The organism is Anaerostipes sp. 494a, assembly GCF_001940315.1.
In the GTDB taxonomy this organism is placed as follows: Bacteria; Bacillota; Clostridia; order Lachnospirales; family Lachnospiraceae; genus Anaerostipes; species Anaerostipes faecalis.
This window is the reverse complement of sequence record NZ_MJIF01000001.1, coordinates 467,399-483,294: the sequence shown is the minus strand read 5'-3', so window position 1 is coordinate 483,294 and position 15,896 is coordinate 467,399. Positions and strand designations below refer to the sequence as shown.

Here is a 15,896-nt window from a genome sequence, read left to right as displayed (position 1 = left end):
ATGGAAATGGAAAAGGAATTTTCAATGTAACTTTCCGGGAGTATTTATCATAATTCTTACTAATCGGCTGATTGTAAAATATGTGGATCAGGCTCCATGGTATATCTGCTGTCAGGTCCTGATAAGAGAAGAAAAATTGCAATGACCCAGCAGTTTGTACTGATATTTTTTACTTTACTGCTTGTTTTTTATGTGACAGCACTTATAATAATTACAGGACAGATAATGTTTCCGGGAGAATTGGATATTAACGGATTTATACGTTTAAATGTTGGATGGATAGGATTACTGTTGTTTTTTGGAGGAATGTGCTTTGCATCTTCTTGTATTTTTAATGACTCTAAAAATGCATCAGGGGTGAGTTTTGCTATTGTGATTTATTCCATTCTTGTTCAGATGGTGTCACAGGTTGGAGAAAAATCTGTATATTTAATATTTTTAATTAGGAGGTCTTTTTATGAGTGATCAGTTTATAACATTAAAAATAGACAAAAAGAAACATATTGCATTAATTGCTCATGATGGAATGAAACATTCACTGATACAGTGGTGTGAAGAGCATAAAGAAATATTACAAAAACATTCTCTTTGTGGAACAGGGACAACTGCCAGAATGGTTTCTATGAAAACAGGTCTTTCTGTGAAAGGTTATAACAGCGGACCTCTTGGAGGGGATCAGCAGATAGGAGCACAGATTGTGGAAGGAAAGGTGGATCTTGTCATCTTCTTTTCTGATCCATTAACAGCACAGCCTCATGATCCTGATGTAAAGGCATTACTTAGGATTGCACAAGTGTATGATATTCCCATTGCAAACAATAAAGCAACAGCAGATTTCCTGATTACATCAAAATATATGGATGAAGAATACCAGCATCAGGTGATGGATTTTCAAAAAAATGTTGCAGAACGTGCAGCAAAGCTATAAAAAAGTCTATGTCGGGGAATGTTTTTGCATTTTCCGGCACTTCTTTATATAATACAAGGACAGAATGAAATCAAGGAGGCTAAGTTATGCTGAATAAAGATAAAAAAACCTGGGAGGATCGTAAACATTTTCTGTGGTGGCCTATTACTTTTACAAAATACCGCATTGAAAATGGAAGAATCTATTTAACAACCGGATTATTTTCAACCAAAGAAGAAGAGTGTCTCTTATATCGTATTATGGATATAACATTTGAAAGAACTCTGGGAAATAAAATCTGTGGTACAGGTACGATTCGAATGACAACAAAGGATGCATCCAGTCCGGTTATTTTACTGGAAAATATTGCTGACTCAAAAAATGTAAAAGACACACTGAGTCAGTGGGTGGAAGAAGAACGAGAAGCAAAAAGGGTTACAGGAAGAGATATGTACGGTGCAAGCAGTCATCTGGATGAGTATGATGGAGATTTATAAGATATCACCATAAAACTTTTAGAAAACAGAGATAGTTGACAAAGAAGAAAATGCTTGTTAGAATACTAGATAGTTTTGTGTGTTAGCGAATTAGCACTTTAATTCGATAAAGTATCAAGGAGAAATAGAAGATGAACAAAAAGAGAGTTCATACACCTGAAGGTGTAAGAGATGTTTATGGAATAGAATGCAGACAGAGAATTAAACTGAAGGAGAAGTTAAACAAGGTTTTTGCTTTGTATGGTTATGAAAATATCCGTACTCCGGGTTTTGAATTCTTTGATGTATTTAACAGTGAAAAAGGTACAGTTTCTTCCAGGGAAATGTACAAATTTTTTGACAGAGAAGGAAATACTCTGGTTCTGCGTCCTGATGTTACGCCTTCTATTGCAAGGTGCGTGGCAAAATATTTTAGTGAAGAGAAAATGGGAATCCGTCTCTCATATGCAGGGAATGTTTTCTTAAACAATTCCAGCTATCAGTTAAAATTAAAAGAAACATGCCAGCTGGGAGCAGAGCTGGTAAATGATGACTCTGCACAGGCTGACAGTGAAGTGATTGCAATGGCAGTGGATTGTTTTCTGGCATCAGGATTAAAAGATTTCCGTATATCAATCGGAGAAGTAGAATTTTTCCAGGGGCTGACGGAGTCTATTTGTGATGAAGATATAAAAAATGAATTGAGAGATTTTATTCTTAACAAGAATTATTTTGGATTGATGGAATATGTGGAGAATCTGGATATTCCTGAAAAGGTAAAATCTGTATTTTTAAGGTTCAATGAGTTAAATGGAGATGTGACGATTCTTAATCAGGCAGAAGAGATGGTTGAAAATGAAACTTCAAAAAAAGCTTTGGCACGTCTTCGTAATGTTTATGAAATTTTAAAATTATATGGAAAAGAAAAATATATAAGTTTTGATCTTGGTATGCTTAATCGCCACAATTACTATACAGGGATTATTTTCAAAGGATATACTTATGGAACAGGTGATGCCGTTCTGAAAGGTGGCCGCTATGATAATCTGATAGAGCAGTTTGGGAAAAAGGCACCTTCTGTAGGGTTTGCCATAGTGCTTGATGAATTGATGATGGCTTTAAGCCGACAGGAAATTCCTATGGAAGCAAGACATACAGATGTGATGATTGTATATAGCGAAGATTTAATAAAGGATGCAATTTTGAAAGCCAAAGAACTTCGTAAACAGGGAAAGACAGTTATTTTAGAAAGAAAAAATACTGCCTGCAGCAAAGATGATTATCAAAAATTTGCAAAAGATCATCATCTTGGTGAAATTTTATATTTTATTTAGAAAGGACATAGGATAGATGAGATATATTACATTTGCTTTGGCGAAAGGCCGGCTTGCTAAAAAAACATTATCTTTGCTGGAACAGATTGGTATTACCTGTGAAGAGATGAAAGATGAGAAAACACGAAAACTGATTTTTGTGAATGAAGAACTGAAATTAAAGTTTTTCCTTTCAAAAGCCAGTGATGTTCCTACATATGTGGAATATGGTGCAGCCGATATTGGGGTTGTGGGAAAGGATACCATTCTTGAAGAAGGAAGAAATCTCTATGAAGTGCTGGATTTGAAATTCGGTGCATGTAAAATGTGCGTTTGCGGGCCTAAAGAGGCTAAGAAGTATTTAAATGGTAACGAGATTATTCGCGTTGCATCAAAATATCCGCATATTGCGAAAGAATATTTTAATAATCAGAAACTTCAGACAGTTGAAATTGTGAAATTAAATGGTTCTGTTGAATTAGCACCAATTGTGGGACTTTCTGAAGTTATTGTTGATATTGTTGAAACCGGAACCACGTTAAAGGAAAACGGTCTGGAAGTACTGGAGGAAGTATGTCCGTTGTCTGCAAGAATGGTGGTAAACCAGGTAAGCCAGAAAATGGAACAGGAAAGAATCAGTAAAATCATATTTGAATTAAAGAAATTATTAGACGAGAAGAAATAGGGGGCACATATGAGAATTGTAAAAGTAAATCAGGATTCCATAGATAATATTTTATCTGACTTGTTAAAGAGAAGTCCAAATCACTATGATGGATTTCAGGAAAAAGTTGATGGGATTATTGCCAATGTAAAAGAGAATGGCGATCAGGCTGTGTTTGATTACACCAGACAGTTTGATGGTGCAGACATTCATGCGGATAATATACTGGTAACAGAAGAAGAAATAAAAGAAGCATATGAGCAGGTTGATGACAAGCTTATTGAGGTTATTCGAAAAGCAATAAAAAATATCAGAGATTTCCATGAAAAGCAGCTTCAGAACAGCTGGTTTGAAACAAGAGAAGATGGAGTTATGCTGGGACAAAAAGTGACTCCTATGGAAAGCTGCGGGGTTTATGTTCCTGGTGGAAAAGCGGTATATCCGTCTTCTGTATTGATGAATATTGTTCCTGCACATGTAGCAGGTGTTAAAAATATCATTATGACAACACCGCCTGGAAAAGATGGGAAAGTAACTGCCAATACACTTGTTGCTGCAAAGGAAGCAGGTGCCACTGCAGTATATAAAGTTGGCGGAGCGCAGGCTATTGCGGCTCTGGCCTTTGGAACAGAATCTATTCCTAAAGTTGATAAAATTGTAGGACCAGGTAATATTTTCGTTGCACTGGCAAAAAAAGCTGTCTATGGAAATGTCAGTATCGATTCAATTGCAGGACCTAGCGAGATTCTTGTTTTGGCTGATGATAGTGCTAATCCAAGATATGTTGCAGCAGATCTGCTTTCTCAGGCTGAACATGATGAGATGGCCAGTGCAATTCTGGTGACAACAAGTGAAGAACTGGCACAGAAAGTATCAGATGAAATTGATGGATTTTTAAATGAACTTTCCAGAAAAGAAATTATGGAAAAATCCCTGGAATCTTTTGGATATATCCTTATTGCCAAGGATATGAAAGAAGCTGTGGATGTGGCCAATGCCATTGCGTCTGAACATATGGAAATAATGACGGAAAATCCATTTGATGTTATGACAAGAGTGAAAAATGCAGGTGCGATCTTTATTGGACAATATAGCTGCGAACCACTTGGAGATTATTTTGCAGGACCAAACCATGTACTTCCAACCAATGGAACAGCAAAATTTTTCTCACCATTAAGTGTGGATGATTTTATTAAGAAGTCAAGTGTGATATATTATTCAAGAGAAGCATTGGAGCCGGTTCACAAAGATATTGAATTTTTTGCAAATCAGGAGAAATTAACAGCTCATGCAAACTCAATGAAAGTTAGATTTGAAAATGAACAGGAAGGATAGAATTTATGAATAGAAGTGCATCCCTTGAAAGGAATACCAGCGAAACAAAAATCAAACTAACATTAAATCTGGATGGAAATGGAAAAACGAATATTCATACAGGTGTGGGTTTTTTTGATCATATGTTAAATAGTTTTGCCCGTCATGGTTTTTTTAATCTTGATGTGCAGGTGGAAGGGGATCTTTGGGTTGACTGCCATCATACTATTGAAGATGTTGGAATTGTACTTGGAGAAGCCATCAAAAAGGCAGTTGGAGATAAGAAAGGAATAAAACGTTATGGCTCTTTTATGCTTCCAATGGATGAAACTTTGATGCTTTGTGCCATAGATTTGTCTGGAAGACCGTATTTTAACATGGATTGTGAGTTTACGGTTGATCGTGTTGGAGAATTTGATACAGAGATGGTAAAAGAATTTTTCTATGCGATTTCGTATAGCAGTGCCATGAATTTATATTTGAAAAAACTGGATGGCGAAAACAATCATCACATTATTGAAGCAGCATTTAAAGCATTTGCAAAGGCATTAGATGAGGCAACTATGATGGATCCAAGAATTACGGATGTGCTATCCACGAAAGGAGCATTATAAAATGAGCAAAATTACAATGATTCCATGTGTTGATATAACCAGACCGGTGGAGTCTGCAAAACATTATAATCATACCGGAGCAGATGCTATTGCATATTATGATAAAGAAGTGTCCATTGACACTATCAAGGCAATCAAAGAAGTAATAGATGTACCGTTATATGCAGGCGGCGGCATCAAAGATCTGGAGGATGTTAAAAAAGTTTTATATGCAGGGGCTGATAAAATCTGCCTTGGGGCTACAGTTCTTGTTGATAAAGATATCGTAAAGAAAGCATCTGATCGTTTTGGAAAAAGTCAGGTTATTGTTTCCATGGATTTGGAACAGATGGATGCACCAGATGAATTTGCAAAAGAAATGGAGCGCCTTGGGGCAGGAGAATTATTACTTTTAGCCAATCATGGGTATGATAAAACTGAAGAAGCAGTGAAAGCAGTTAAAAGTCAGGTGACTCTTCCTGTTATTGTAAGTGTGGCTTCTACAGATGATATTGTGGAAACATTGGAAGTGACAAATGCAGAAAGTATTTCTATTCATGATGCCGGCACATTTTCAGTCCTTGGTGTGAAAAAGGAATTACAGGCTCAGGGTGTTGATGTTCAGACTTTTGAAAGTCCGATTCCTTTTGAAGAATTTAAGCTAAACAGTGACGGAATGTTGACTGTAGTTACACAAGATTATAAAACAAACGAAGTTTTAATGGTTGCATATATGACAAAAGAGGCATTTGAGCAAACCATTGAAACTGGAGTTATGACATATTACAGCAGAAGTCGTAAAGAATTATGGGTCAAAGGAGATACATCCGGTCATTATCAGTATGTAAAATCGCTAACTATAGATTGTGATAAGGATACGTTGCTGGCAAAAGTCAGACAGGTTGGAAATGCCTGTCATACAGGTAGTTATTCCTGTTTCTTTACAGATTTAATAAAGAAAGATTTTAAAGATGATAATCCAATGAATGTATTTCAGGATGTATATGATGTTATTATGGATCGCAAAGCTCATCCTAAGGAAGGATCATATACCAATTACCTCTTTGATAAAGGAATTGATAAAATCCTTAAAAAAGTTGGAGAAGAATGTACAGAGATCGTTATTGCAGCTAAGAATCCGGACCCTGAAGAAATGAAATATGAAATTTCAGATTTCCTGTATCATCTGATGGTTCTGATGGCAGAAAGAGGTATGACCTGGGAACAGGTAACCAATGAACTTATGGAAAGAAAATAATTGTCTTTCACTGTATGATTTGATATAATCATCTTTATAAGATAAGGAGGCATGATATGACAGCATTTTTATCAGAGCTAGTCTCATATGGAATAAAGTTTATTTTCCTTTTGGCAGTGTCTGTTGGGGGAGCATTCTTTGGCAGATATCTTGCGGCAAAGAAAAAGAGAAATAAAGCATAACCTGTGACAGGCTTGAACTTATTTATTATTTCATTAGGAAAAACCTTGCTACGCTAAAGCGTAATAGTCCCTCATGATAGAGGATTACAGGGAGTTAACAGCGGACTTGTCCGCTTTGTTCTGGAAATGGAAGAAGACCTTATTTAAGGTTTTCTTTTATTTCGTAAAATGAATTCTTATGAACAGAAGAAAGCTATCACATGATGTCTGGAGATATAGAACTTAACATTAGGAGGACAAATAATTGAAAGCATACGGAGTGAATGAACTCAGAAAGATGTATCTTGAGTTTTTTGAGAGTAAAGATCATTTGGCATTGAAGAGTTTTTCTCTGGTACCAAAAAATGATAACAGTTTACTGTTGATTAATGCGGGAATGGCGCCATTAAAACCATATTTTACAGGACAGGAAGTACCACCAAGAAAAAGAGTTACAACCTGTCAGAAGTGTATTCGTACCGGAGATATTGAAAATGTTGGAAAAACAGCAAGACATGGTACATTTTTTGAAATGCTTGGGAATTTCTCTTTTGGAGATTATTTTAAACATGAAGCTATTGCCTGGTCATGGGAATTTTTAACAGAAGTAATCGGACTTGATCCGGATAGATTATATCCTTCTGTCTATCAGGATGATGATGAAGCATTTGAAATCTGGGAAAAAGAAATCGGGATTGCACCAGAGCGTATTTTCCGTTTTGGAAAAGAAGATAATTTCTGGGAACATGGAGCAGGACCTTGTGGACCATGTTCTGAAATTTACTATGACCGTGGAGAAAAATACGGATGTGGTAAACCTGATTGTACTGTAGGATGTGACTGTGACCGTTACATGGAAGTGTGGAATAACGTATTTACTCAGTTTGATAATGACGGACATAATAATTACACAGAATTGGAAAATAAGAATATTGATACAGGAATGGGTCTTGAACGTCTGGCGGTTGTGGTACAGGAAGTGGATTCTATTTTTGATGTAGATTCCATCAAAGCCATTCGTGATAAGATCTGTCAGGTGGCAGGAGTAGTCTATGGTGAAGATTATGATACAGACGTGTCTGTACGTGTTATCACAGACCATATTCGTTCTGCAACTTTCATGCTTTCTGATGGAATTATGCCTTCCAATGAAGGACGTGGATATGTGCTGCGCAGACTGATTCGTCGTGCAGCAAGACATGGCAGACTTCTTGGCATCAATCACTTATTCCTGACAGATATCAGTAAAGTAGTCATTCAGGAATCCAAAGATGGTTATCCGGAACTGGAAGAAAAAGCTGAATTTATCTTTAATCACCTATCTCAGGAAGAAAAACAGTTTAATAAGACAATCGATCAGGGACTTTCTATTCTTGCAGATATGGAAAAATCTATGGAAGCAGAAGGAAAGAAAGAACTGCCTGGAAGTGATGCATTTAAATTGTATGATACCTATGGATTCCCGCTGGATTTAACAATTGAGATTCTTGAAGAAAAAGGATTTACAGTTGATCAGGATGGTTTTGAGAAAGAAATGCAGATTCAGAGAGAAACTGCCAGAAAAGCAAGAAAAGTTACCAATTATATGGGCGCAGATGTTACAGTTTATGAGCAGCTGGATCCTGCAATGACATCTATTTTCCTTGGATATGATGCATTAACCTGTGATGGTACCATTACAGCTATGACAACTGATAAAGAAGTGGTAGAGGAATTATCAAAAGGTCAGGTAGGAACAATCGTTGCAGATCAGACAACTTTTTATGCTACCAGTGGTGGTCAGGAAGCAGACAAAGGTGTGATTTTAAGTGACAATGCATCTTTTGAAGTAGAAGATGTTATCAAACTTTCCGGTGGTAAAATCGGACATGTGGGACATGTAGTTGAAGGAACCTTTAAAATGGGTGATAAGGTTGTATTCAATGTAGATGAAAAGAACCGTAAACTGGCACAAAAGAATCACAGTGCAACTCATCTTCTTCAGAAAGCCTTACGTGAAGTTCTGGGAACTCATGTAGAACAGGCAGGTTCTTTAAATAATGCAAAGCATTTAAGATTTGACTTTACACATTTTTCACCAATGACTGATGAAGAGATTAAAAAAGTAGAAGAAATCGTTAACAGTAAAATTGCAGAAAATCTCCCAGTTAGTACGAAGGTTATGTCTATGGAAGATGCAAAGAAAACAGGTGCTATGGCACTGTTTGGTGAAAAATACGGAGATGAGGTAAGAGTTGTCTCTATGGGAGACTTTTCTGTAGAACTTTGTGGTGGTACTCATGTAAGTAATACAGGTACAATTACAGCATTTAAGATTTTATCAGAAAGCGGAGTAGCATCCGGAGTACGTCGAATTGAAGCTATTACAGATCAGGGCGTTTTTGATTATTATGATAAAATTGAAGAAGAGCTGAATATGGCAGCTACCATGTTAAAATCAACTCCTGCAGGATTAATGAAGAGAATTGAGGCTTTGCTTGCAGAAGTAAAAGAGTTAAAAAGTGAAAATGAATCTCTTAAGAGCAAACTTGCAAAAGATGCTTTAGGAGATGTTATGGATCAGGTAACAGAGGTCAATGGAGTAAAACTTCTTGCAACAGCGGTAGAAGATGTAGATATGAATGGACTTCGGGAACTGGGAGATAACCTGAAAGAAAAACTGGGTGATGGAGTCATTGTTCTGGCGTCATCTAAAGGTGGCAAAGTATTCCTTGTTGCAATGGTGACAGATGGAGCACAGAAGGAAGGTGCTCATGCAGGAAATCTGATTAAAGAAATTGCAGGATGTGTTGGCGGAGGCGGCGGAGGTCGTCCTAATATGGCACAGGCAGGAGGAAAAAATCCAGCAGGAATTCAGGATGCTGTGGCAAAAGTAAAAGAAGTTTTAGAAAGTCAAATTTCCTAGTTGACGAAATGCAAAAATATGGTATAATAGTCTAGTGCAAGAAAATAATACCCAAACAGTCCTATGCACAAGTACAAGACTGGAGGGGAGGTCAGGAATAAGAATGTCTAACGTAATCGTTAAAGAAAATGAATCTTTAGATAGCGCTCTTCGCAGATTTAAGAGAAACTGTGCTAAAGCAGGAATTCAGCAGGAAATCCGCAAAAGAGAACATTACGAAAAGCCAAGTGTAAGACGTAAGAAAAAGTCTGAAGCTGCTCGTAAGAGAAAATCTAAATAATGAATGGATGATAAAGCATCATTTACTGTAATAGGTATATGATGCTTTTTTTCTGCATATATTTAACCAAATGCCGCAGGAGAAGATTTTATGAGAAAAAAAACCAAAGAAGCTATTGTTCAAGGTCTTTCCCTGCCAAGAGATGTGATATTTGGAGATTTTATTATAACAGTTACAGGAAATAGAGAAATTTTTGTTGAAAATTATAAGGGGATATTAGCATATGAAGATGACCAGATTATGGTTCAGGGAAATCATGTGGCTCTTCGTATTTATGGAAAAGAACTTGTCATTGATTATTATTCACAGAATGGAATGAAAATTACTGGTAGAATTGAACGATTGGAATATGTGTAAAGGGAGAAAATAATTGGAAAAGATTTTACACTTTTTGTTTGGATGTCTTTATTATGAAATATCAGGACAGAATGTAGAAAGATTTCTAAATCTTTGTGCAAAAAATGATATTGTTTTATGGGATTTAAAGCCAGATGAAAAAGGGTATTGCTTTTATGTTCGGAAAAGTGCCAGTTCTTCAGTTCAGAATCTGGCTCAAAAGACACATACTGTTTTGAAAAATTGTGGGGGAACTGGACTCCCTTTTTTTTTACTGGAACACAGAAAGCGTAAAGCATTCTTTTTTTCAGTATCAATGGGTTTGTTTTTGATTTTTCTGTTAAGTCAGTTTATATGGGAGATTACTGTTTCAGGAAGTGAAATTTATTCAGAAAATGATATTTTAAAATATGTAACATCCAATTACTATAAACCCGGAACTTACAAAAAGAAAATAGATTGTAATCAGCTGGAAGATCGTTTAAGAGAAGATTATGAGGATATAGCCTGGGTGTCATGCTCTCTTCAGGGAACACAACTTCATATTGAAATAAAAGAAACTTTGGATCGAGAAACAAAACAAAACTCTAAAAAGCCATGTGATATTGTGGCAAACAAAGATGGAATTATTACTAAATTGTCAGTGAAAAGCGGGACACCACTGGTATCAGCAGGCGATCGAATAAAAAAAGGGACCACATTGATTTCTGGATTAATCTATTATTATAGTGATGATTTTCAGGTTACAGAAACTGATAAAATTACAGCGGATGGAGAAATCTACATGAAAACCAGAGAAGCATATAAAGAAACCATTCCAGAAGATTATTATGAAAAGAAAATTGTAAAGACTAAACATTATATAAAAAGTATTTATATGGGATCATACCATTTAAATTTTCCTAAAAAGAAAAAGGATATTCATACAAATATTATAGAAAAAAGATATCCATTAAAAATTGGGAGTTCTTTTTATCTTCCGGCAGGATTTTATCTTCAAACCATGCAATCATATCAGTCAGTGATGAAGAAAAATAGCAAAAAGCAGGCTGAAATGAAACTAAAAAGCAGGTTGAATGGTTTTTTGAAGAAAAAAGAAAATATGGGTATCAAAATTCTTCATCAGGAGATTTGTTACAAGAAAAAAGGAAATGGATATACAGCAGAAGGGTATATTATTCAGGAAGAAAAAGTCGGGAAAATCAGGAATATTAAGGCTTTAACGAAGAAGCAGGAAGAAAAGATCATGCCTACCACTGCATCCCAGTAGTTGAAAAACTTTGATGCTAATGGTAAAATACCATAAGAATATAGGGAAAGGAGCAGCATGAATGAATCCTATAGAGATAGAAATGAATTTTCCTGCAGAACACGGCGGAAATGTGTTTGGGCAGTTTGACGTATACATGAAAAAAATAGAAAAAACACTACACGTCAGTCTGATTCTTAGAGGTGATAAACTTAAATGTATCGGAAGTCAGCAGGCAGTAAACCACGCTGTTTCAGTGATTGAAGAGCTATTGGAGCTGTCCAGGAGAGGAAATGCTATCACAGAACAAAATGTTAATTATGCATTATCTTTATCTATGGATGATCAGCCTGCACATCTAATTGGACTTGATAAGGACGTAATCTGTCATACAATTCAGGGAAAGGCGGTAAAGCCAAAAACTCTGGGGCAAAAGAAGTATGTGGAGCAGATAAAAGATAAAATGATTACTTTTGGAGTAGGTCCTGCCGGAACAGGAAAAACATATCTTGCAATGGCAATGGCAATTACAGCTTTTAAAAATGATGAAGTGAATAGAATTATTCTTACAAGGCCAGCCATTGAAGCAGGAGAAAAATTAGGATTTCTTCCTGGTGATCTTCAAAGCAAAGTTGACCCATATCTTCGGCCTCTATATGATGCATTATATGAGATTCTGGGAGCAGATGCATTTATGAAAAATATGGAAAAGGGATTAATCGAGGTGGCACCTTTAGCCTATATGAGAGGACGTACACTGGATAATGCTTATATTATTTTGGATGAAGCACAGAATACAACTCCGGCTCAGATGAAGATGTTCCTCACAAGAATTGGTTTCGGATCCAAGGCTATCATAACAGGAGATATGACCCAGAAAGATCTGCCATTTGACAGTATTTCAGGTTTAGAGGAAGCGCTTCAGGTATTGGGAAAAGTAAAAGATATAGGAATTTCTCACTTAACCAATAAAGATGTCGTACGTCATCCGCTGGTACAGCAGATTGTTGCTGCCTATGATAAATATGAGGAAGCAAAAGAATCACGAAAAAATAAAAGTAGTCGGAAGAAAACAAAAGACAGGTAGATTATGAGTATAATATTAGAAAATGAATATCAGGGTAAAATTGATATTCCTTATGAAAAAATTGCACATGAAGTAATTGAGGCAGCTATAGATTATGTTGACTGTCCTTATGAATGTGAAGTTAATGTATTATTAGTTGATAATGATACCATTCATCAGATCAATAAAGAACAAAGAGAAATTGACAGACCGACAGATGTATTATCATTTCCGATGGCAGATTATCCGGCACCGGGGGACTTTTCAGAAATTGAAGAAGATGATATGCTGTTTCATCCCGAAACCGGGGAGTTTCTTCTTGGAGATATTGTGATATCAATGGATAAAGTATGGGAGCAGGCAGATGCATACGGTCACAGTAGAGAAAGAGAATATGCTTTTCTGATTGCCCACAGTATGCTGCATTTGTTTGGATATGACCATATGGAAGAAGATGAACGAAAAGAGATGGAGGAAAAGCAGGAAGAAATTCTTGTAAAAACCCGATATACAAGAGATGAAAGAGGTTTAGTATGAGTAAGAGCAGAAAAAATTCATTTTTAGTCCAGGGAATGATTTTAGCAGGAGCATCCATAGTTTGCCGTATCATTGGATTATTATATCGCAGCCCTCTGTTTAGCATTATTGGCGAAGAGGGAATGGGATATTATAGCTTTGCTTATAATATTTATAATATTATCCTGCTGATTGCATCTTTTAGTATTCCGCTGGCTGTATCAAAAGCAATTGCTGCAAGATTAGCCAAGCGTGAATATATTAATGCACAACGTATTTTTCGCGGAGCTTTGATTTATGCGGTTATAGTAGGTGGTGCTGCCTCTTTGATAGCGTATTTTGGAGCACCTTATTTTGTAGGACACCAGAAGGGAGCACAGCTGGCACTGCAAACCATATCACCGACCATATTCTTTTCTGGAATTCTTGGCGTATTTCGCGGATACTTCCAAGGACATAATACTATGGTTCCTACTTCGATTTCGCAGATCATTGAGCAGATTTTAAATGCTATTTTCAGTATTTTAATGGCTTATGTATTAATTTTACCATATCTGCCATCAAAAGAAATTACCTATCAGATTGCCAGACATGGTGCTGCCGGAAGTGCCATTGGTACCGAAGTAGGGGTTTTAACAGGACTTGTATTCTGCGTGATTGTGTACAAGCTATATCAGCCGAAAATCAAAATACAGATGCGTCATGATCGGACAAAATATGTAGAATCTTATGGAAATGTACTAAAAATTCTACTGCTGACCATTACACCTGTTATTTTTAGCACTGCCATTTATAATTGCAGTGCAACCATAGACCAGACCATTTTTAGTAATATTATGGCAGGAAAAGGTATGGTGCCCAAAACAGTTTCTTCTGTATACGGTATTTTTGCAGGGCAGTACAATGTATTGATCAATGTTCCTGTAGCTATGGCTTCCGCTTTATCCAATGCCATTGTTCCAAATGTGTCTGGTGCATATGCTTTGGGAAAAACCGATAAAATGAATGATAGCATTCAGATGGCAATTAAAGTTACTATGATGATAGCTATTCCATGTGCTGTCGGGCTTGGAGTTTTAAATGGACCAATCAATGGACTGCTTTTTGGTGCAAAATACGGAAAAGGACTTGGTGCAAATATGTTAAGAGTAGGGGCTGTATCTGTTATCTTCTATTGCTTATCGACCCTCACCAATGGAATTCTTCAAGGTATGGGAAAAATGAAAGTTCCAGTAAGACATGCGGCAATATCAGTTGTTGTGAATATTGTTGTTTTGTGGGCGCTATTAAGTTTTACAAACTGCAAAACTTATGGATTGGTATTTGCAACAATGGCATTTTCTTTTGTAATGTGCATTTTAAATGCATTGTCCATTAAAAAATATACAGGTTTTAAACAGGAATTTTCTAAAACCTTTATTAAACCGGGAATTGGTGCAATTATAATGGGGGTTGTAGTTGGTATCGTTCGTTTTGTACTAATGAAAGTTCTTCCATTTGGACGTCTGGGCTTTGCTGTTTGTCTGGTAATTGCAATTCCGGTGGGAGTCATTGTATACTTTGCTGCAATCATTGGAATGAAAGTATTTACGGAAGAAGAACTACGTAATGTGCCAAAAGGACATTTGATTATTAAATTTGCAAAAAAACTAAAATTATTATAAAGGAAATAAAACACGTTTCTAAATTGTAATATTCAGAAAAACGTAAGATTTATTACAATAAATAGTATGTTTTCCCAGATAAAATGGTATTACTAGATAAGGAAAAATAATTGCCAGGACGTTAGATGATGTCCGAAGGGGGATAGTATGATGAAGAAACGTGTTATTTATTTAAGTTTTGTATTAATAAGCCTGTTTGCGATCGTTTTCTTGTCCTTTTTTTATCTGCCGGAATTAATATTAAGGGAACGTATCCATATCAAGATCTATTTAACTGTAAATGGAAAAGAGTGTGATACCATATCGACTTTATTTCTTAGAAGTCAATTTGAGGGGGAAAAGTCAGATAATGAATTTGTTGTAAAAGAAAAAGACGGAGCATACTATTTCGATTTATCTGGAAGAAAGCAGGGAAATTATAATATCAAATTTCAATGCGATTCAGATACTTATCAGGGGAATTTTAAAAAAGTCCCTATTCTTGGAATCAGTTATGACAAATTAAAGAGCTGGTATGTTTCAAATATTGAATGTAATATTGATTTACGAAAAGAAGATGGCAAATGGATTGCAGCCTACGATGTTGATTATACGGAATTGGGACGTGGAAATAAGAATTCCTATATAGTTCGAGATAATAAAGTTCTTATAAACGGAGGCAATTCTCTGATTTGCTTTGGAATATAGTATAGTACAATGGTGTGTGGAAGTGGGTAGAATGAAAATATTTCACTTCCCTTTTTGTATATTTTATATTATTTGGGGGGACACTTAAGCAAAAGGAGTGTTTCTATGAATAAAATTAATCGATTTTTACTTATATATATGCTTGTAATTACAGGCCTTTGCGGATATATGTATTATGTGGCTTTTTACCGGAAAGATATGGAAAAGGAAAAATTAATTCATCAGGTTCAATCTACTATAACTCAACAGGAAAAAGAAGAAAAGAAAATTGAAAAAAAGGCAAAAACAACTTATGGGCTGGATGTAAGAGATGGGAATCTGGTAGTAATCAATAATCAGACAAAAGAAGTATTTGAATATACAGATTTGAAAAAGGATGAACTGCCTCAGGATGTTTTAAAACTTTTAAAGGGGAAAAAAATATTTAGAACCCGTGAAGAAGTGTATCATTTTCTTGAGTCTTGCAGCAGTTAGCATTATAATAAAACGTAATAGACATAAATGGGA

The 15,896-nt window shown here is 35.9% G+C and carries 18 protein-coding genes; all 18 read left to right on the top strand.

What is annotated here, in order from left to right; genetic code table 11:
- The first annotated feature begins 141 nt into the window (after positions 1 to 141).
- The 18 genes from BHF70_RS02535 (at position 142) to BHF70_RS02460 (ending at position 15,863) form a co-directional block, all read left to right on the top strand.
- Positions 142 to 465 carry a hypothetical protein gene (locus tag BHF70_RS02535; protein WP_143249358.1) on the top strand — a complete coding sequence of 108 codons (324 nt, stop codon included), beginning with the start codon at positions 142 to 144 and terminating at the stop codon, positions 463 to 465.
- Positions 458 to 928, top strand: a complete 471-nt coding sequence (locus BHF70_RS02530) for a methylglyoxal synthase (protein WP_075758766.1) — start codon at positions 458 to 460, stop codon at positions 926 to 928. The genes BHF70_RS02535 and BHF70_RS02530 overlap by 8 nt, the downstream gene beginning before the upstream one ends.
- A gap of 86 nt (positions 929 to 1,014) precedes the next feature.
- Positions 1,015 to 1,404, top strand: coding sequence for a PH domain-containing protein (locus BHF70_RS02525; RefSeq protein ID WP_075758765.1), 390 nt, complete (start codon positions 1,015 to 1,017; stop codon positions 1,402 to 1,404).
- A gap of 131 nt (positions 1,405 to 1,535) precedes the next feature.
- Positions 1,536 to 2,717, top strand: coding sequence for an ATP phosphoribosyltransferase regulatory subunit (hisZ, locus tag BHF70_RS02520; RefSeq protein ID WP_075758764.1), 1,182 nt, complete (start codon positions 1,536 to 1,538; stop codon positions 2,715 to 2,717).
- Between the two features lie 16 nt (positions 2,718 to 2,733).
- Positions 2,734 to 3,381 carry an ATP phosphoribosyltransferase gene (gene hisG, locus BHF70_RS12495; RefSeq protein WP_192846094.1) on the top strand — a complete coding sequence of 216 codons (648 nt, stop codon included), beginning with the start codon at positions 2,734 to 2,736 and terminating at the stop codon, positions 3,379 to 3,381.
- A 9-nt stretch (positions 3,382 to 3,390) separates the two neighbouring features.
- Positions 3,391 to 4,695: a histidinol dehydrogenase gene (gene hisD, locus BHF70_RS02515; RefSeq protein WP_192846093.1), complete on the top strand. Its 1,305-nt coding sequence runs from the start codon at positions 3,391 to 3,393 to the stop codon at positions 4,693 to 4,695.
- A gap of 5 nt (positions 4,696 to 4,700) precedes the next feature.
- Entirely contained in the window at positions 4,701 to 5,288 is a 588-nt protein-coding gene (gene hisB, locus BHF70_RS02510) for an imidazoleglycerol-phosphate dehydratase HisB (RefSeq protein ID WP_075758763.1), read from the top strand.
- A gap of 1 nt (position 5,289) precedes the next feature.
- Positions 5,290 to 6,525: a bifunctional phosphoribosyl-AMP cyclohydrolase/phosphoribosyl-ATP diphosphatase HisIE gene (gene hisIE, locus BHF70_RS02505; protein WP_075758761.1), complete on the top strand. Its 1,236-nt coding sequence runs from the start codon at positions 5,290 to 5,292 to the stop codon at positions 6,523 to 6,525.
- A gap of 56 nt (positions 6,526 to 6,581) precedes the next feature.
- Entirely contained in the window at positions 6,582 to 6,707 is a 126-nt protein-coding gene (locus BHF70_RS12750; protein ID WP_269145767.1) for a hypothetical protein, read from the top strand.
- 244 nt (positions 6,708 to 6,951) lie between these two features.
- A complete protein-coding gene (alaS, locus tag BHF70_RS02500; RefSeq protein ID WP_075758760.1) occupies positions 6,952 to 9,591 on the top strand; it encodes an alanine--tRNA ligase in 2,640 nt (879 codons plus the stop codon).
- Positions 9,592 to 9,694: 103 nt separating this feature from the next.
- Positions 9,695 to 9,871: a 30S ribosomal protein S21 gene (rpsU, locus tag BHF70_RS02495; RefSeq protein ID WP_015530429.1), complete on the top strand. Its 177-nt coding sequence runs from the start codon at positions 9,695 to 9,697 to the stop codon at positions 9,869 to 9,871.
- 90 nt (positions 9,872 to 9,961) lie between these two features.
- Positions 9,962 to 10,228 carry a YabP/YqfC family sporulation protein gene (locus BHF70_RS02490; RefSeq protein ID WP_075758758.1) on the top strand — a complete coding sequence of 89 codons (267 nt, stop codon included), beginning with the start codon at positions 9,962 to 9,964 and terminating at the stop codon, positions 10,226 to 10,228.
- 13 nt (positions 10,229 to 10,241) lie between these two features.
- Complete coding sequence (locus BHF70_RS02485; protein ID WP_075758756.1) at positions 10,242 to 11,477, top strand: sporulation protein YqfD; 1,236 nt, start codon at positions 10,242 to 10,244, stop codon at positions 11,475 to 11,477.
- A 61-nt stretch (positions 11,478 to 11,538) separates the two neighbouring features.
- Positions 11,539 to 12,543 carry a PhoH family protein gene (locus tag BHF70_RS02480; protein ID WP_075758755.1) on the top strand — a complete coding sequence of 335 codons (1,005 nt, stop codon included), beginning with the start codon at positions 11,539 to 11,541 and terminating at the stop codon, positions 12,541 to 12,543.
- A 3-nt stretch (positions 12,544 to 12,546) separates the two neighbouring features.
- Positions 12,547 to 13,059 carry an rRNA maturation RNase YbeY gene (gene ybeY / locus BHF70_RS02475; RefSeq protein ID WP_075758754.1) on the top strand — a complete coding sequence of 171 codons (513 nt, stop codon included), beginning with the start codon at positions 12,547 to 12,549 and terminating at the stop codon, positions 13,057 to 13,059.
- The gene (locus BHF70_RS02470; protein WP_075758753.1) at positions 13,056 to 14,702 is read left to right on the top strand and encodes a putative polysaccharide biosynthesis protein; all 1,647 of its coding nucleotides are present in this window, start codon (positions 13,056 to 13,058) and stop codon (positions 14,700 to 14,702) included. The genes ybeY and BHF70_RS02470 overlap by 4 nt, the downstream gene beginning before the upstream one ends.
- Before the next feature lie 147 nt (positions 14,703 to 14,849).
- The gene (locus BHF70_RS02465; protein ID WP_075758752.1) at positions 14,850 to 15,389 is read left to right on the top strand and encodes a hypothetical protein; all 540 of its coding nucleotides are present in this window, start codon (positions 14,850 to 14,852) and stop codon (positions 15,387 to 15,389) included.
- A 105-nt stretch (positions 15,390 to 15,494) separates the two neighbouring features.
- Positions 15,495 to 15,863: a hypothetical protein gene (locus tag BHF70_RS02460; RefSeq protein WP_075758751.1), complete on the top strand. Its 369-nt coding sequence runs from the start codon at positions 15,495 to 15,497 to the stop codon at positions 15,861 to 15,863.
- Positions 15,864 to 15,896 lie beyond the last annotated feature (33 nt).